Origin of the sequence: Acinetobacter sp. YT-02 (assembly GCF_002412355.1) — a bacterium.
GTDB lineage: Bacteria > Pseudomonadota > Gammaproteobacteria > Pseudomonadales > Moraxellaceae > Acinetobacter > Acinetobacter towneri.
In genome coordinates this window covers 1-16369 of the sequence record NZ_NOZT01000002.1, presented here as the reverse complement: position 1 = coordinate 16369, position 16369 = coordinate 1, and the positions used below count along the sequence as shown (strand labels likewise).

Below are 16369 nucleotides of genomic sequence, written 5' to 3'. Positions count from 1 at the left end.
ACGAGATTGGTATGGCATTGGCACAGCAGATCACGTGGCGTGAGCGTTTAGAAGCATATTATTATTTGTGTCGTTTCGATAAACCGATTGGCACAGAACTGGTGTTTTGGCCAACCATGTGGGCCTTGTGGATTGCTAATCAGGGCATGCCGTCTATCGGGATATTAATCCCTATGATTCTGGGCACAATTTTTATGCGCGCTGCAGGCTGTGCCATTAATGACTTTGCTGACCGTAAGGTAGATGGTCATGTAGAGCGTACCAAAACACGTCCTTTAGCCACGGGTGTGATTAGTGCCAAAGAAGCCATTTATGTATTCTTAGGTTTGGTTGCACTAAGCGCAGCCATGTTGTTATTTTTACCAATTGAAACTTTCTATTGGTCATTTGGGGCATTATTTTTAGCGTTTATTTATCCATTTATGAAACGCTACACTCATTTACCGCAAGTGTTCTTGGGAGCGGCATTTTCATGGTCTATCCCTATGGCTTATACCGCTGTAGGTGCAACGCCTGATCTTACTTGTTGGTTATTGTATTTTGGCAATTTGGCGTGGACTGTGGCTTATGACACTCAATATGCAATTACAGACCGTGAATATGATTTGAAAATTGGGGTGAAATCTACCGCAATTTTATTTGGTCGCTATGACATTCAAATTATTTCATTGTTGCAAGCGGGCAGTGTACTTTTGATTGGTACGGCATTGTGGTTAGAAAATTTACTGATTCCGTTTGGTTTAGCGGCATTACTGGTTGTGGTTGCAGACTTTATATACCAATGGAGTAAAACCAAAGATAAAAACCCGCAACGCTGTTTTTGGGCATTTCGTCATAACCGTTGGGTAGGGCTGATTATTTTTGTGGGAATTGTATTGGCTTTAATGTAAACCCTTTCATTGAATAAAAAATCTAACAAAGCATCTGATGATATTGCTGGTCAGATGCTTTTTTTATAGATATTACAGTGATGAACGTGCGCCTGTAGGTAAGCAAATTGTCGCGCGTGCTAACCAGTCCCGCTTTGATTATAAACATCTAAAAGAAGTTTTTGGCTTTGATGATGGCGTTAGCACACAAGCTGAAATGCTGGATCTTATTTTTGCAGAAACCGCAGAAGCAGCCCAAATTCGGGAAAAATTGTATCAGGCACTGGCAATTAAACATTATGAGTTTAATGCGCAGGGAGTGGAGTTGAATCAGCGTTATGTATCTAATGCCATGCTTGCTGAAACTACCACTGAAACGTTTTTACAAGACCCGCAATTGTACTTGCAAGCCACTACACGCCCAGGTGCAAAAGTCCCACATACGTGGTTGATTGATGCCAAAGGTCATAAACATTCAACTTTAGATATTGTCGGTAAAGGTCGTTTTACCTTGCTGACAGGTTTGTCAGGCAAAGCATGGAAAACGGCTGCAGCAGAACTCAACTTGGCCTATTTAGATGTGATTCAGATTGGTGCGCATGAGCATCTAGATGTGTATGCAACATGGCAGCAAAAGTCTGAAATTGCCGATGCAGGTGCAGTGCTTGTACGCCCAGATGATTGTGTGGCTTGGCGGATGCAAGACACGCCATCTGCAGATTTTGACCATTTGGCGTGTTTGAAACAGGTTTTGTCGCAAATCCAATTATGTATTAAATAGACAGCTTTGACTGTTCAGCAATACTTTGTTTATGAACTGCCCACAGCTTGTACGCAGGCTGTGGTTTTTTATCTATTGATTGATTCAAAGAAAGTTGTAGATGAATAAACGTGCAAAAGCCACAAGAAACTTTGTGCCTACACTCGATTTTGATATATTGAGCTTCATTTTGATGCGTTTGAAATAGGAATATATGATGTCACAGTCTGAGCAGCAAAGTCCTGAAAAAAAGCCAAGTCTAAAAAAGATGATTATCTTGGCAAGCTTAGGTTTGTTGATTCCTATCTTTTTGGTCAGCATGGCATTTTTAGCAGTCAATAGTGATGCCAAAAATCAGGAAAAATATAAACAACAGCAGGCAGAAATTATTGCGCGTATTGAAGCGCGTGAAGCTGCAGCACAGCAAGCGAAGCAGGCGGGTCAGACACAAGCTGCTTCAGAAGCTACACCTTAATATCGAGTTGATGATTTCAACTCAAATCTGATTGTAGTTGTCTGATACTTGGAATCTCGGTGTATCGGACAACGCGATAACCTGCCTCGTGAAACATTGCATCCCGTTCTGCATCTTCCTGTTCTTTGCCAATATGTGAGGGGTCATCTAACTCTATAATTGCAATGACCTGCATTTCTGCATTTAAGATCACAAAATCAGTCACTTTACGATTAAACAACGCACGAATTTTATAGTGGTTGTTGGTGATTAATGCGCTAAACGCCACTTGTGCCAAGATGTGATGCTCAGGAAAAGCTTGTTTTAAACGCATAAACATTCTGCGTTCAAAAGCAGTCATCATCGGTTTAGGATAAAAGTTTTTCTTGGGGAAAAATAATTGCTTAAAAATTAAGATAAACAGGGCAAGGCTAGCCAAGCTGCCAATAAGCAAGAAAGTCGATTGACTGGATTCAAACATAGATGATGCGGTGTCGTTAGACCCTAAACGGCAGGAATAAAAAACCCACGTCATAATGCGTGGGTTTTTTAAGAATTTTGGCTCTCCCACCTGGGCTCGAACCAGGGACCTGCGGATTAACAGTCCGTCGCTCTACCGACTGAGCTATGGGAGAATCTGACACGCATTCTATGTGGGTATCTGTTTTTGGTCAAGCTGGAATTGAAAAAAAACCGTAATTATAGATTAACTGCTTTAAAAATAATCATCTAGCTTTGTTTCAACGCAGTTTTTAGAGTGCTTGAATGGCTTTTATATAATCTTCGCGTGTCTGTGGTGGGTTGGTTTTACGACATAAGTTAATTAATTGCAGCATCTCTTGCTGAGTCATTTCTGTTTTCACTTGGCTTTGAATTTGTTTTAAGGTGGCTTGTTGTTGTGCGTTCAGATCACGACTGCATTGATACAGACGTTCATACATGAGTGTCGCAGCAGTTTTATTGCTTTCAGATTTTTGCGTACATTGAAAAATTGCAAAAATCACCACAATCAGAATTGTCCAAAAAATCAGGGATTTTAACCAAGGCGCTTGCATGGGCTTTCAAGTTTTATTGTTGTTGATGAACCTAAGTTAGCGAAAAAATAGAGTCATCACAAGAGGGGATAGCCCGATCTTCACTGTATGGTTTTAATTTTGATTTAAGGGGAGAGTGAGGCCTGTTCCATTCGTTTAGAATATCATATCCACTATAAAAACAATAAAAATTGCAAAAAAAAATCCCACGTCATACTGCGTGGGATTTTTAGAATCTTGGCTCTCCCACCTGGGCTCGAACCAGGGACCTGCGGATTAACAGTCCGTCGCTCTACCGACTGAGCTATGGGAGAATAGATTGGCTCTCCAACCTGGGCTCGAACCAGGGACCTGCGGATTAACAGTCCGTCGCTCTACCGACTGAGCTATTGGAGAATCTGTGGGGCATTTTAGGGATGAAAGTTTAAGTCGTCAACACGTTCATCATCAGAAATGTATTGTTTGCTTTATAAATATTCATTTCATCTGCAAAAATAAAAAAACTGCCCATAAAGAGCAGTTTTTCTACAGAAAAATAGAAATTATTTTTCTACACCAGCATCTTGACCTGCGTATTTCGCATTTGCGTAATCCCAGTTTACAAGGCTTTCTAAGAAAGTTTTGATGTAAACAGGACGTGCATTACGGAAGTCGATGTAGTAAGCGTGTTCCCAAACGTCAATCGTCAATACTGCAACTTTGCCGTGCGCCATTGGTGTGTCAGCATTTGAAGTTTTCATAATAGAAAGTTTGCCATTCACTTCGTCAGCTACTAACCAAGCCCAACCTGAACCGAATTGAGTTGTTGCAGCAGCAGCAAATTCTTCAGCAAATTTTTCGTAAGAACCGAAAGCTTCATCAATTTTAGCAGCCAAAGCACCAGTAGCTTTACCACCACCGTTTTTCGCCATACAGTTCCAGTAGAACGTGTGGTTCCAAACTTGCGCTGCGTTGTTGAATACACCAGCTTTAGCTGCATCGCCTGCAGTTGCTTTGATGATTTCGTCTAAAGTTTTACCTTCAAGCTCCGTACCCGCGATCAAGTTGTTCAGGTTCACAACATAAGTGTTGTGGTGTTTGTCGTGGTGGAATTCTAAAGTTTCTTTGCTGATGTGTGGAGCAAGATCTTCGTAACCGTATGGTAAAGCCGGTAAAGTAATGGTTGTCATGTTTTCAATTCCTTGCATTTTGCTGGGTTTTAACATTAAGTGGCTCTATTGTAATAGATTTCGAGATCAAATTGCGCATTAGGTATAAATAACCATACAGAATAAGACTCGAATGTATACATCTAAAGACTATGTTAAACACAGATGTCATTTGAGTGAAATCGTTGGGTGAAACGGTGTATTAAATTGGGTTATTTAATTCAAAATAACTATACTCAATATTAAACTGTTCTGAAATAGCTTTTGCGAGTCGTTGTACACCATAGCGCTCAGTCGCGTGATGTCCGCAGGCATAATAATGCACGCCTAGTTCTTTGGCTTCATAATAGGTGCGTTCACTGACTTCGCCCGAAATAAAGGCATCACAACCTTGTTCTGCCGCTTTGCCAATAAAATCTTGTGCTGCACCCGTGCAGAACCCTACTTTTTGAATCTGACTTTTTTCGGCAGGAAGATGAATGGTTTTAAAGCCTAAACGCGCTGTGAGATAGTCACGAAATTCGGTTGCGCTCATGGCTTGCTTTAAAAAACCAATATTACCAATAGGATGACGTTCACTCGGGTCTAGGGCTTGCAAATTTTCTAATGCCAAACATTCAGCAATGGCAGCATTATTGCCTAGACTTGGGTGTGAATCGAGCGGTAAGTGATAACCCACCAAAGAAATATCATGCTGGATTAAACTTTTGATGCGTTTACCGCGCATGCCTGTAATTGGGTAAGGTTCGCCTTTCCAAAAATAGCCATGATGTACCAACAGTAAGTCTGCATTTTGGGCAATAGCAGCATCAATAGCCTCTTGAGAGGCAGTCACTGCACATAAAATTTTTTGAACTTCAGACTTACCTTCAATTTGTAAACCGTTGGGCGCGTAATCTTTAAATTCATGTGTATTTAAAGTTTGATCACACCATTGAATAATTTCTTTTAGCTGCGCCATAACTTTCTCAAATTGCTCATATTTAGCCAATATCAAAACATATTTTGTATTGTAACTAAAGCAAGACAAAACTCTTGGGCTTTTTTATGTTTCTATTTGTGTTTCGTTTTACAATAGCTCATTCAATGACTTAATCATCAAAAAAAATTTACTTAGAGGTACAAAACGTGCGCCGGACCTTTACCTGGTTACCTTGGGTGTTACTCATTCTGGTTATTATTGGCTTTGTGACTTGGCAACAACTGCAAAAACCGAAAGCGCCTGTGGCTGCCGATGGGGTCAAAATGCCTGCCGAGAAAGTTGAACCATTAATTGATACAACACGGACAGGTGGGGTGGTGTCGTATAGCGCTGCGGTTAAAGTGGCAGCGCCTGCGGTGGTAAATATTTTTACCACACAAAAAGTGAAACAAATGGATCATCCATTGTTAAATGACCCTGCATTTCGTGAATTTTTTGGCAATCAGTTACCCGATCAATTTAAGCAAGGCCCAAATGAAAACAGTTTGGGGTCTGGGGTCATTGTTCGTCCAGATGGTTATATTTTAACGAATAATCATGTGATCGCGCAGGCTGAACAAATTGTCGTGGCTTTGCACGATGGACGCCGTGCGGTTGCAAAAGTTGTTGGAACTGACCCAGACACAGACTTAGCGGTCATTAAAATTGATCTAGAAAAACTGCCTGTATTGCCATTTAAACTGAGTGGCAATGAAGTGGGCGATGTCGTACTTGCGATTGGTAACCCATTTGGTGTGGGACAAACCGTGACTCAAGGGATTATTTCTGCGACAGGACGTTCTGACTTGGGTATTAATACCTATGAAGATTTCATTCAAACCGATGCAGCAATTAATCCAGGTAACTCAGGTGGTGCATTGATTGATGTGGCAGGGAATTTGATTGGGGTAAATACGGCAATTTTCTCGCAATCAGGTGGTTCATTGGGCATCGGCTTTGCAATTCCTGCACAAGTCTGTCAGCAGGTTTTAAACTCGATTTTAAAAGATGGACGTGTGGTTCGTGGTTGGTTAGGTATTAGTTTGTTGCCTGTGCAACAAGACAACATTTTAGAACCTGCACAAGGCGGTGTAGTGGTTGCTGATGTACTGCGCGGTGGCCCTGCAGCAGAAGCAGGTTTAAAACGTGGTGACAAAATTTTAAAAGTGAATGATGAAGCGATTACTTCAACCTCGCATTTAATTAATTATGTTGCTGCACAAGCACCGCATACGACGGTGACTGTTTCAGTTGAACGTGGTGAAGAAGCCTTAGATTTGGAAGTCGCAGTCGGTGAGCGCAAAGTTCAAAATACCGATAAGCAATTTATTCCATTGCCTGAATAATAGATTTAACAGTAACAATTTAGCCTTGCCCGTTTGCAGGGCTTTTTTGTTGGCTAAGTAAATGGAGATCGACTGGAAATAACCAAAGTGATACGGATAACGTGATTTGATTTATCTCTGGGTAGATACAAAGAGAAGGTGGGCTAAATAAACTGTATTGATGAATGATGATACTTTTTGATAGATCTAATCAATCGAGGGTTTGGTTTTGTGTGGCAAGTGTGGATGTATTCGGTGTTGATGTCTTAGAAGATTTAAACGTGCTGTTTAAACATGATGGGTCTCAACTTAGATAAAGAAAGGCATAAAAAACAGCAACCGAAGTCGCTGTTTTTCTAGATCCATTGAAATTATTGCTCTTGCTGAATACCTGCCACTAACCAGTCTTGATTAGAGCCTGCAGGTTTTACAAAGTGCCAAATTTCTGTAAATGGTTGCGGTAAGCTGTTCAGGTCTTCGCTGACTGTACCTGTAAAGCGTACACTTATGACATATTGACCATTTTCAGTTGCAGAATCGACCACCATGGCATTCAAGTTAGAAAACTCTGCTACATCTTGGTCTTGGTTTGCCATAATGTCCTGATACATCGACTGATATAAATCAGGAGTTAAATAACGCTGAATTTCTGCGATATTACTGGCTGTGTTCATAGACTGAATATGGTTAAAACGCTGACGCGCTACACGTAAAAAGGTTGCAGGCTCTGAACCATCAGGCAATTGATTACCACTGTTGGTATAAGCTGCACCAAATGGCGCGTTATTATTGGCAGCTTGACCAAAAGGCGCTTGGGTAGAAGCGGCAGAACCCCCAACAGATTGACCAAAAATATTGGTATTGTCGTTACGTGGCGCTGCAGCAGGTGGTGTTTGCGCAAACGGTGCCTGATTGGCACCGCTGTTTGGCGCATACGGGTTAGGCGTTAGTTTTTTTTTTGCGCCCATCTTACGGAAAATGAAGAAGGCGACAGCAGCAGCGAGTAAAATCCAAATCCAGCTTGGAATACCACCTTTTTCCTCTTGTGCTTCGGCTGCACTGGCTTGGTCATCTGCCAAAGCATTCGCAGCAACAGCACCAATCGCTGCACCAGCAACACCTGCTGCAACCATACCACCTACGCCTGGGCCAGATTTTTGCTGAGCAGGAGCAGGTTGTTGTGCTGGCGTTGTTTGGCGAGGTTGTTGGTAAGACTGAGTTGGGGCTGCAGAACGGCTCATACCATGACTTTTACCGCCACCTGCACGTTTTGCTTCTGCTGCCAACGGTGCTACCAATAAGGTCGCTGTAAGCATTGCTGCAATCAAACCACGCTGTCGAACTTCCATCAAATTTTCCTATATTAAAATAAAGTTAAGCTGTGTATTTATGCAGGCATTTGCTGCGAATTTCAATATAAATATGATATTTTTTCTTGAAACTGAAAAAATATCATCCAAGGATTTAACCTAAGTTTTCACTTAAATTCATGGCTTCACTTAAAGCTTCATGCAAACGAGCTACCGCAATAATTTGCACACCTGCAATGGCTTTTTGTGGGGCATTGCCACGCGGCACAATAATGTATTTAAAGCCATGCTTAATGGCTTCTTTTAAGCGTTCTTGACCATTAGGCACAGGGCGGATTTCGCCCGACAAACCGACCTCACCAAAAACAGCCAATTGTTGTGGTAGGGCTTTGCCTCGTAAGCTCGAAGCACAGGCCAGCAATACTGCAAGGTCAGAGCCTGTTTCGGTAATTTTTAAACCACCAACCACATTTACATACACGTCTTGCCCTGAGGTTTGCACACCACCATGTCGATGCATGACCGCCAACAACATATTCAGACGGTTTTGCTCCAAACCTAAAGCTACACGTCTAGGTTGACCATGTGCATCATCCACCAAGGCTTGTACTTCAACTAAAAGTGGTCGCGTTCCTTCGCGGCTAATCATGACAATAGAACCTGGAATTGCCTCATCATAACGGCTCAAAAATATCGCAGATGGATTGGCAACCTCGCGTAAGCCTTTATCGGTCATGCCAAAAACGCCCAGTTCATTCACTGCACCGAAACGGTTTTTGACTGCTCGAATCATACGGTAGCGTGAGTCTGACTGTCCTTCAAAATACAAGACGCAATCGACCATGTGTTCAAGGACGCGCGGCCCCGCTAAAGCCCCTTCTTTGGTCACATGACCGACAATAAACAGCGCAGTGCCACTATTTTTAGCAAAACGAGTCAGCAAGGCAGCTGATTCACGAATTTGTGAAACACCACCTGGAGCAGACTGCAACGTTTCGGTATATAAAGTTTGAATCGAGTCCAGAATGGCTACCGCAGGGCGTTCATGCGCCAAAACTTCGTAAATACGTTCAACACAGGTCTCTGCCATGACTTTGAGCTGATCTGTGGGTAAGTCTAAGCGTTGAGCACGTAATGCCACTTGTGAAAGCGATTCTTCACCCGTGATATATAAGGCAGTGTTGTTGGCCGCAGCCATGTGTGTTGCAGTTTGCAGCAAAATGGTCGATTTACCGATACCAGGGTCACCACCAATGAGCACCACAGAACCTGTAACCAAACCGCCCCCCAATACACGGTCAAACTCACCAATGCCTGTGGTTAGTCTGGTTTCATGCGAAACAGATACTTTGTTTAATGTAGTAATTGCTGCAGCTTGTCCTGCATAGCCACCGCCCATTTTGGGTTGGGCACGATGCGTCACCGCAGGGGCAATACTGACCTCATGAAGTGAGTTCCATTCCCCACATTCTGAACATTGACCTGCCCATTTAGGATGATCTGCACCACATTGTTCACAGCGATAGACACTTTTTACTTTTGCCATAACCCAGTCATTGCATCAATTAAAAACTGACTACAGCATACAGAGGAATGTTCGCGAAATGAATGTTATCTGGATTTTTCATGGAAAATCATACAACCACGTGGGTGATTGTATGATTTATGATTTGAACGGAATAATTCAATGAATTGGGCTTATTTAATACAACTCGCCAGATTTGCGCTTCGCAATAAAGTCTTTAGATTCTTTGGCAATCACACCAGACAGTAACAACAAGGCAATTAAGTTTGGTACAGCCATTAAACCATTAAAGGTATCGGCAAATAACCAGACTAAATCTAGGGTGGCGATGGTGCCAATGAACACTGAAGCAATATAAATTAAGCGGTAAATCAACACGTATTTTTCGCCGAATAAATAAGTACAGCATTTTTCACCATAATAGCTCCAACCGAGAATGGTGGAATAGGCGAAGAAGATGATCCCGAAAGTGACGACCCAACCACCAAAGCCTGGCAATAACTGGTCAAAAACCTGTGTGGTGAGTACAGCACCTGTTGCACCACCAAAGCTATTACCTGCCATAATGAAGCCCATTACCAAAACAATCCCCGTGATGCTACAGACAATAATGGTATCAATGAAGGTACCTGTCATAGACACTAAACCTTGACGCGCAGGGTGGTCGGTTTTTGCAGCCGCAGCAGCAATTGGGGCAGAACCCATCCCTGCTTCGTTGGAGAATACGCCACGTGCAACCCCGTAACGAATTACTGCACCAATTGCACCGCCCGCAACTGCTTCACCAGTAAAGGCATCACGGAAAATTAGCTCAAATGCAGGCACGACAAGGTGTAAATTATTCAGGATAATAATTAAACCGCCTGTAACATACAGAATGGCCATAATCGGAACAATCACCGAAGATGCTTTGGAAATCGAGCTAATTCCGCCCAAAATCACCAATGCAGAAAATACGGTAATTACCACGCCAGTAATCCAAGTTTCTACACCTAAGCTATTTTCAACTGCTAAAGCTACGGTGTTGGATTGTACTGAACTACCAATTCCAAACGAGGCGACTGTGCCAAAAAAGGCAAAGATAATCGCGAGCCATTTCCATTTTAGTCCGCGTTCAATGTAGTACATTGGGCCGCCTGACATTTGCCCTTTTTCGTTTTTAATACGGTATTTAACCGCCAAAACACCTTCACCATATTTGGTCGCCATACCAAACAGGGCAGTCATCCACATCCAAAACACTGCACCCGGGCCACCGAGGACGCAAGCCGTTGCAACACCTGCAATATTTCCCGTACCAATGGTGGCAGAGAGTGCAGTCATCAGTGATGCGAAATGTGAAATATCGCCCGGTTCTTTTTGCGCTTTGTCGTGTTTGCAAAAGACTTGTTTAAAAGCCAGTGGCAGCATGCGGAATTGCCAGAACAATAAGCGGAAGGTGAGGAAGACGCCCGTTCCCACAATGAGAACCAGCATGTATGGACCCCAGACCCAACCGCTTAGGGTTTCCATCATCGATTGTAAATTTTGCATAAATTTCTTCTTATAAACGCAGTGTATAAATGCTTAGTTTGTGACTGTAGTTGAACAGTTGTAAAAATTAAGCAAGTGATATGCCAGTCTTTAAAACTTCCTGTTAAAAGAACTTGGTTTTAAGCACGTTATATTTTTTGCATAGTTTTTAGATTTTGACAATTGATGCCTTGAAATAAAATTGACTTTATCTGTGTCAGAAGTCGCAATTTTTCAGACCTGATAAGGTCAATCTATGCCAGCAGAATAGTAAGTAAGCTAGAATTTTTACTAAGCTCAATATAATCTCTCTGCATTAGCACTTTGGTCGCGGCAGTGATCGCGTTATACTTCATCGAAAATATTTTATAGGTGGTCAGATGCGTACCGTCATTTGCTGCATGAGTGTTTTGCTTACAACAGTGGTTTTGGTCGGTTGTGGTCAGTCAGGTACATTACAGTTACCCAATGACCCAAATTACGACAAACGCGCAAAATATTTGTTATATCCAGATGCTGCGCCTAAACGTGCAACGCAATCGGCAACATCGTCAGACACAGCCGTACCTGTGCAACAGCAGTTTGCTGCACCTGCTGCATCTACATCGACTACACCTTAACGCTTTCTAGATAAAGGATACATTCATGAGTTTTACCCGCATTCAAGGGGTTTTGCACGCCGAGCAATGTTCGCTACAACAACTCGCACAGCAATTTGGCACACCACTCTATGTTTATTCAAAAGCGACTTTTGAAAAGCATTATTTAGATATGGATCGTGCTTTCCACTTTATCGATCATCAAATTTGTTTTGCGGTAAAGTCAAACTCGAATCTTGCGGTATTGAATGTATTGGCTAAGTTGGGTGCAGGTTTTGATATTGTGACAGGCGGTGAATTGGCGCGTGTTCTCAAAGCAGGTGGTGATGCATCGAAAATTGTTTTTTCAGGTTTAGGTAAAACTGAAGCCGATATTCAAAAAGCGTTGGAAGTTGGGATTGCCTGCTTTAACGTAGAATCGCATGCAGAATTAGACCGTATTCAAAAAGTTGCGGCAAGCATGAATGTCAAAGCACCAATTTCATTACGGGTTAACCCAGATGTCGATGCCAAAACCCATCCTTATATTTCTACAGGCTTAAAAGAAAACAAGTTCGGGATTCCGTCTGATTCGGTATATAGCACTTATGAATATGCGGCTTCTTTAGCAAACTTAGATATCGTTGGAATTGACTGTCACATCGGTTCACAATTGACCGAAACACAACCGTTTGTCGATGCTTTAGATCGCGTGATTGTGATGATTGATACCTTAAAAGAAATGGGTATTCAGCTCAAACACATTGATATTGGCGGTGGTTTAGGGGTGACTTATAAAGATGAAACTCCACCAACGGTTGAAGAATATGCCAATGCTTTACGTCCCGCTTTAGAAAAGTTAGGTCTTAAAGTGTATATGGAACCGGGGCGTAGTATCTCTGCCAATGCAGGTGTATTGTTGACGAAAGTTGATTTACTCAAACCGACCAATCATCGTAACTTTGCGATTATTGACGCTGCCATGAATGACCTAATCCGTCCTGCGTTATATGAAGCGTGGATGGACATCCAGCCCGTAACCCCACGTACTGATGTTGAAACGCTAGAGTGGGATGTGGTTGGTGCAATTTGTGAAACAGGTGACTTCTTGGGTAAAGAACGTCAGCTTGCGATCAAAGAAAATGATGTTTTGGCTGTAATGGGTGCGGGCGCATACGGTTTTGTGATGAGTTCTAACTACAACAGCCGTGGTCGTGCAGCTGAAGTCATGGTCGATGCAGATCAAGCACATTTAATTCGTGAACGTGAAAGCATTGAATCGCTGTGGGAAAGAGAGCGTTTATTGCCATAAGGGGAATTCGAGATGTTATTAGAATTTACCAAAATGCATGGTCTGGGCAATGATTTCATGGTGGTTGATCTCATCAGCCAGCGTGCGTATTTGGATGCGCTGACTATTCAACGCCTTGCAGACCGCCACTTCGGGATTGGCTTTGACCAACTCCTGATTGTGGAACCGCCCGATTTACCAAATGTCGATTTTAAATATCGCATTTTCAATGCCGATGGTTCTGAAGTGGAGCAGTGCGGCAATGGTGTGCGTTGTTTTGCACGTTTTGTGCATGAACGTCAGCTTACGACCAAAACCAAAATCAAGGTGCAAACCAAGGCAGGCATTGTAGAGCCTGAATTGGGGCAAAACGGTTGGGTGCGGGTGAATATGGGCTATCCAAAATTCTTGCCGCATGAGATTCCATTCATTGCCGATGAGCCTGATAACTTATATGACATTGCGCTGAAAGATGGTGCTGCATTGACCATTGATGTGGTGAACATAGGCAATCCTCATGCTGTGACCATTGTGCCTGATGTATTGACTGCCGATGTTGCAGGTATTGGCCCACAAGTGGAATCACACGAGCGTTTTCCACAGCGCGTCAATGCAGGTTTTATGCAAATCATTGACGAAAAACATGCGCGTTTGCGTGTGTTTGAACGTGGCGTAGGTGAAACCTTGGCTTGTGGTACAGGTGCATGTGCTGCAGCCGTTTCGGGTATGCGCCGTGGCTTATTGTCTAATTCAGTTGAAATTGAACTGGCAGGTGGTAAGTTGCAAATCGAATGGCGTGAAGGCGATGTGGTGTGGATGACAGGGCCAACTGCTAATGTCTATCACGGTCGTTTGGATTTAAATTATTTTCAGGGCTGATGTTTCGTTCTAACATGAACAGCTCTTATCTTACTTAAAAGCACTATTCAAAACGAATGGTGCTTTTTTGTATCTTGCAGCACGGATCAGGTATGCTGTACTGAATGTCACTCTAAAAACTTCTACTCATTATGCCGCAACTGATTTTTTTACCTGGCGCTTCAGGCAATACCGCATTTTTTCATCCGCTAATCGAAAAAATTGAAAAATTGCCGTGGCAGAATGCTGTAAAAATTGTGGCTTATCCTGAATTTAATCATCAACCTGCACATTCACAGGTACATGATTTTGCAAGTTTGCAGGCTTATGTGTTGGCGAATATCCCAGATGATTGCATTATCATTGCACAGTCGATGGGTGGTATTTTTGCAGTTGCTGCCGCGTTGCAATATCCAGAAAAAGTCAAAGGATTAGTATTGGTTGCAACATCTGGTGGCATGGATTTAAGCAGTTTTCAGGTGCAAGATTGGCGACAAGACTATCAAGCAAGTGATTTAAATTATCCTGACTGGTTTGTAGAGGCAAAGGCCGATTACACGGTAGACTTTGCTAAAATCAACATGCCTATTTTGTTGTTATGGGGTGATCAAGACCCGATAAGTCCACTGGCAGTAGGTGAGTTTTTACAACAACAATTTCCACAAGCCGTATTAAAAATTGTGCATGATGGTGATCATTTGTTTTTAGAAACACATGCAGATCAGGCGGCTGAACACATTGCTGCTTATTTATCTCAGTTTGCCGCAGTTCAGCAATCGGAGCGTGACTAATGTACGATCCGCAGCAACTATTAAAGATGTGGCTCAAAGAACGAGAAATACAACAGCAGTCACCGCATACGTTAAAAGCCTACGCACGCGATTTAAACGATTTTTTTAGCTTTTGTGAGCAACAACAACTTGCCTTATATGATGTAGAGGCTGCAGATTTGCGCCATTATTTAGCGCAAAAAGTAGAACAGCAACAATTAAATAGCAGCAGTTTACAGCGCATGTTGTCAGCGATTCGTCAGTTTATGAAATGGGCCGAGCAAGGGCAGTATTTACAATTTAATCCAATTGATAATTTTCAGCTAAAACGTCAGCCACGACCTTTGCCGGGTTTGATTGATATTGAAACGATTCATCAAATTTTGGATCAGCCTGAACCTGAAACTGAAGTACAACAACAAATGTGGCGACGCGATAAAGCGATTTTAGAATTGCTCTATTCGAGTGGTTTGCGCCTAGCAGAGGTACAAAGTTTACGTATCCGCGATTTAGATTTTAACCGTCAATTGCTGCGCATTACGGGTAAAGGCAATAAAACCCGTATAGTGCCTTTTGGTCGCAAAGCCAAAGATGCGGTGATGCAATGGCTGCAGATTTACCCTTTATGGCAGGGCGATTTTGTACCCGATGCAGCATTGTTTATTACTCAAAAAGGTGAACCTTTAAAAGCACGCCAAATTGAAAATCGGGTGAAGTTTCAGGCGCAGCGTGCGGGCGTTAATGTCGATTTGCATCCGCACTTATTGCGACATTGTTTTGCAAGTCACATGCTATCGAATAGTGGGGATATACGTGCAGTCCAAGAAATGCTTGGGCATAGCAATTTAAGCACCACGCAAATTTATACCCATGTCGATTTTGATCAGTTAGCGCGAGTTTATGATCAGGCACATCCACGTGCGAGTAAAAAGTAAAGCTTTACCTAAAGTCGGCATTATTTTTGCAAGTTAAAATATAGCTATTTCATACTGCAAATATTTTTCTCACAGTCAGTTGTAAAGCCTTTGTGCTGTACTTAATACTTTAAGTAAAAGCGCCTTCACCAAGATGTCATTGCAACTATTGTAGAATAATAAAAAAGTGCGTTATGCAGTATAAAGAAGCAGAAAGAGTGGGTCACACGAATAATAGACATGGATGACATTATTTTTTGTTCCACTGCATAACACTTTGGATATCAAATGATAGGCAAAACCATGATTTCGAATCTTCAAGAAAAATATGAACAATTAAGCCCAAGCCAAAAAGAAATTTTTGCAGGTTATGGCTTGCGTCAAGTGAAACATTTTGTCGAAATAAGCTTGCCGATGATCGAGCAAGAACTACCTGCCGATTGTTTGGTGCAGGGTATTAATGCTGAAGGTAAAATGCAGGCGATTCATCCGCAAACGCAACAAAGCTATTTATGGATTTCAGATCAGCAGTGGCAAGCACGCCCAAATGCAAGCAGTAAAATAGATGTAAAAGAAGATTTTATTGCAGTTTGGGAAATTTTTAATTTACAGGCCTATGAATTGATAGATTTAAGTCATATCCACCGTGACTTTTTAGAAACTCAGCAAGTTTAAGCTGAGTTTTTTTATGTCCTTTATCTGGGAGGTGGCGTGGTGAAAGCGCATAAATATCCATCAAAATAAAACAGATTGTTTATTTCATACCCAATAAACTGCTGAATACAGTTTTGTGAACCAGCAGTCACATTTTAAAAGAGCATTTATATCTGAAAAAATACTGCAAAAAATAAAGTTTTCTATCTTTAATGACAGTCAGATTATGGGGTTTTATGTAAGGAACTTTGCTTAAATTGTAGACGGAACTCAATTTGAATTGCATTTCAATCAATCTTGTTGATGAGGGAAATAAATAAAAAACATAATATATAGGACTTACGCACTATTATTTATAGATTCTCTGTGGTAGCAGATGATTTTTATCGAGAATAAAGTCATCAAT

16 protein-coding genes, 3 tRNA genes and 1 pseudogene are annotated in these 16369 nt (G+C 42.0%); 10 read left to right on the top strand and 10 right to left on the bottom strand.

All coding sequences use genetic code 11. The features are described from left to right. Positions 1-11 precede the first annotated feature (11 nt). The 3 genes and pseudogenes from ubiA (at position 12) to CF596_RS01045 (ending at position 2104) form a co-directional block, all read left to right on the top strand. Entirely contained in the window at positions 12-890 is an 879-nt protein-coding gene (ubiA, locus tag CF596_RS01055; RefSeq protein WP_096900951.1) for a 4-hydroxybenzoate octaprenyltransferase, read from the top strand. Between the two features lie 73 nt (positions 891-963). Continuing rightward, positions 964-1650, top strand: a pseudogene (locus tag CF596_RS01050) (2,4-dichlorophenol 6-monooxygenase); the annotation flags it as partial. 196 nt (positions 1651-1846) lie between these two features. Further along, entirely contained in the window at positions 1847-2104 is a 258-nt protein-coding gene (locus CF596_RS01045; RefSeq protein WP_096900950.1) for a hypothetical protein, read from the top strand. 16 nt (positions 2105-2120) lie between these two features. On the opposite strand, the gene CF596_RS01040 is transcribed toward CF596_RS01045, so the two are convergent. The 7 genes from CF596_RS01040 to CF596_RS01010 all read right to left on the bottom strand — a co-directional run bounded on the left by CF596_RS01040 (position 2121) and on the right by CF596_RS01010 (position 5226). Beyond that, the gene (locus CF596_RS01040) at positions 2121-2564 is read right to left on the bottom strand and encodes a DUF2726 domain-containing protein (RefSeq protein WP_004971902.1); all 444 of its coding nucleotides are present in this window, start codon (positions 2562-2564) and stop codon (positions 2121-2123) included. Between the two features lie 78 nt (positions 2565-2642). Continuing rightward, positions 2643-2718, bottom strand: a tRNA-Asn gene (locus CF596_RS01035). A gap of 117 nt (positions 2719-2835) precedes the next feature. Next, complete coding sequence (locus CF596_RS01030; RefSeq protein WP_004971899.1) at positions 2836-3138, bottom strand: hypothetical protein; 303 nt, start codon at positions 3136-3138, stop codon at positions 2836-2838. A 217-nt stretch (positions 3139-3355) separates the two neighbouring features. Further along, positions 3356-3431, bottom strand: a tRNA-Asn gene (locus CF596_RS01025). Between the two features lie 6 nt (positions 3432-3437). Beyond that, positions 3438-3513: transfer RNA gene (locus CF596_RS01020), tRNA-Asn, on the bottom strand. Between the two features lie 146 nt (positions 3514-3659). Further along, on the bottom strand, positions 3660-4286 hold the full coding sequence (locus CF596_RS01015) for a superoxide dismutase (RefSeq protein ID WP_026438302.1): 627 nt from the start codon (positions 4284-4286) through the stop codon (positions 3660-3662). A 181-nt stretch (positions 4287-4467) separates the two neighbouring features. Then, complete coding sequence (locus CF596_RS01010) at positions 4468-5226, bottom strand: Nif3-like dinuclear metal center hexameric protein (protein ID WP_004971895.1); 759 nt, start codon at positions 5224-5226, stop codon at positions 4468-4470. A gap of 167 nt (positions 5227-5393) precedes the next feature. On the opposite strand from CF596_RS01010, the gene CF596_RS01005 reads away from it, so the two are divergent. After that, positions 5394-6572: a trypsin-like peptidase domain-containing protein gene (locus CF596_RS01005; RefSeq protein WP_004971893.1), complete on the top strand. Its 1179-nt coding sequence runs from the start codon at positions 5394-5396 to the stop codon at positions 6570-6572. A gap of 350 nt (positions 6573-6922) precedes the next feature. On the opposite strand, the gene CF596_RS01000 is transcribed toward CF596_RS01005, so the two are convergent. The 3 genes from CF596_RS01000 to CF596_RS00990 all read right to left on the bottom strand — a co-directional run bounded on the left by CF596_RS01000 (position 6923) and on the right by CF596_RS00990 (position 10919). Continuing rightward, positions 6923-7900, bottom strand: coding sequence for a TIM44-like domain-containing protein (locus CF596_RS01000; RefSeq protein ID WP_096900949.1), 978 nt, complete (start codon positions 7898-7900; stop codon positions 6923-6925). A gap of 115 nt (positions 7901-8015) precedes the next feature. Further along, positions 8016-9407, bottom strand: a complete 1392-nt coding sequence (gene radA, locus CF596_RS00995; RefSeq protein WP_096900948.1) for a DNA repair protein RadA — start codon at positions 9405-9407, stop codon at positions 8016-8018. 156 nt (positions 9408-9563) lie between these two features. Then, positions 9564-10919, bottom strand: coding sequence for a sodium:alanine symporter family protein (locus tag CF596_RS00990; RefSeq protein WP_096900947.1), 1356 nt, complete (start codon positions 10917-10919; stop codon positions 9564-9566). A 359-nt stretch (positions 10920-11278) separates the two neighbouring features. On the opposite strand from CF596_RS00990, the gene CF596_RS00985 reads away from it, so the two are divergent. The 6 genes from CF596_RS00985 (at position 11279) to CF596_RS00960 (ending at position 15984) form a co-directional block, all read left to right on the top strand. Next, the gene (locus CF596_RS00985; protein WP_004971884.1) at positions 11279-11518 is read left to right on the top strand and encodes a hypothetical protein; all 240 of its coding nucleotides are present in this window, start codon (positions 11279-11281) and stop codon (positions 11516-11518) included. Positions 11519-11543: 25 nt separating this feature from the next. Beyond that, entirely contained in the window at positions 11544-12788 is a 1245-nt protein-coding gene (gene lysA / locus CF596_RS00980; protein WP_004971882.1) for a diaminopimelate decarboxylase, read from the top strand. A 12-nt stretch (positions 12789-12800) separates the two neighbouring features. After that, on the top strand, positions 12801-13646 hold the full coding sequence (gene dapF / locus CF596_RS00975) for a diaminopimelate epimerase (RefSeq protein ID WP_004971880.1): 846 nt from the start codon (positions 12801-12803) through the stop codon (positions 13644-13646). 131 nt (positions 13647-13777) lie between these two features. After that, positions 13778-14416: an alpha/beta hydrolase gene (locus tag CF596_RS00970; protein WP_096900946.1), complete on the top strand. Its 639-nt coding sequence runs from the start codon at positions 13778-13780 to the stop codon at positions 14414-14416. Next, positions 14416-15330 (top strand): site-specific tyrosine recombinase/integron integrase, encoded by a 915-nt coding sequence (gene xerA, locus CF596_RS00965; protein WP_004971874.1) that lies wholly within the window; start codon positions 14416-14418, stop codon positions 15328-15330. Before CF596_RS00970 ends, xerA begins: the two co-directional genes overlap by 1 nt. Positions 15331-15612: 282 nt before the next feature. Beyond that, positions 15613-15984 carry a hypothetical protein gene (locus CF596_RS00960; RefSeq protein WP_096901040.1) on the top strand — a complete coding sequence of 124 codons (372 nt, stop codon included), beginning with the start codon at positions 15613-15615 and terminating at the stop codon, positions 15982-15984. The last annotated feature ends 385 nt before the right edge of the window (positions 15985-16369 follow it).

Bases quoted from the DNA above. Each gene is read 5' to 3' on its own strand.
- ubiA (WP_096900951.1), top strand. From the start codon at position 12: ATGGCATTGGCACAGCAGATCACGTGGCGTGAGCGTTTAGAAGCATAT.
- CF596_RS01045 (WP_096900950.1), top strand. From the start codon at position 1,847: ATGTCACAGTCTGAGCAGCAAAGTCCTGAAAAAAAGCCAAGTCTAAAA.
- CF596_RS01040 (WP_004971902.1), bottom strand. From the start codon at position 2,564: ATGTTTGAATCCAGTCAATCGACTTTCTTGCTTATTGGCAGCTTGGCT.
- CF596_RS01030 (WP_004971899.1), bottom strand. From the start codon at position 3,138: ATGCAAGCGCCTTGGTTAAAATCCCTGATTTTTTGGACAATTCTGATT.
- CF596_RS01015 (WP_026438302.1), bottom strand. From the start codon at position 4,286: ATGACAACCATTACTTTACCGGCTTTACCATACGGTTACGAAGATCTT.
- CF596_RS01010 (WP_004971895.1), bottom strand. From the start codon at position 5,226: ATGGCGCAGCTAAAAGAAATTATTCAATGGTGTGATCAAACTTTAAAT.
- CF596_RS01000 (WP_096900949.1), bottom strand. From the start codon at position 7,900: ATGGAAGTTCGACAGCGTGGTTTGATTGCAGCAATGCTTACAGCGACC.
- radA (WP_096900948.1), bottom strand. From the start codon at position 9,407: ATGGCAAAAGTAAAAAGTGTCTATCGCTGTGAACAATGTGGTGCAGAT.
- CF596_RS00990 (WP_096900947.1), bottom strand. From the start codon at position 10,919: ATGCAAAATTTACAATCGATGATGGAAACCCTAAGCGGTTGGGTCTGG.
- CF596_RS00985 (WP_004971884.1), top strand. From the start codon at position 11,279: ATGCGTACCGTCATTTGCTGCATGAGTGTTTTGCTTACAACAGTGGTT.
- lysA (WP_004971882.1), top strand. From the start codon at position 11,544: ATGAGTTTTACCCGCATTCAAGGGGTTTTGCACGCCGAGCAATGTTCG.
- dapF (WP_004971880.1), top strand. From the start codon at position 12,801: ATGTTATTAGAATTTACCAAAATGCATGGTCTGGGCAATGATTTCATG.
- CF596_RS00970 (WP_096900946.1), top strand. From the start codon at position 13,778: ATGCCGCAACTGATTTTTTTACCTGGCGCTTCAGGCAATACCGCATTT.
- xerA (WP_004971874.1), top strand. From the start codon at position 14,416: ATGTACGATCCGCAGCAACTATTAAAGATGTGGCTCAAAGAACGAGAA.
- CF596_RS00960 (WP_096901040.1), top strand. From the start codon at position 15,613: ATGATTTCGAATCTTCAAGAAAAATATGAACAATTAAGCCCAAGCCAA.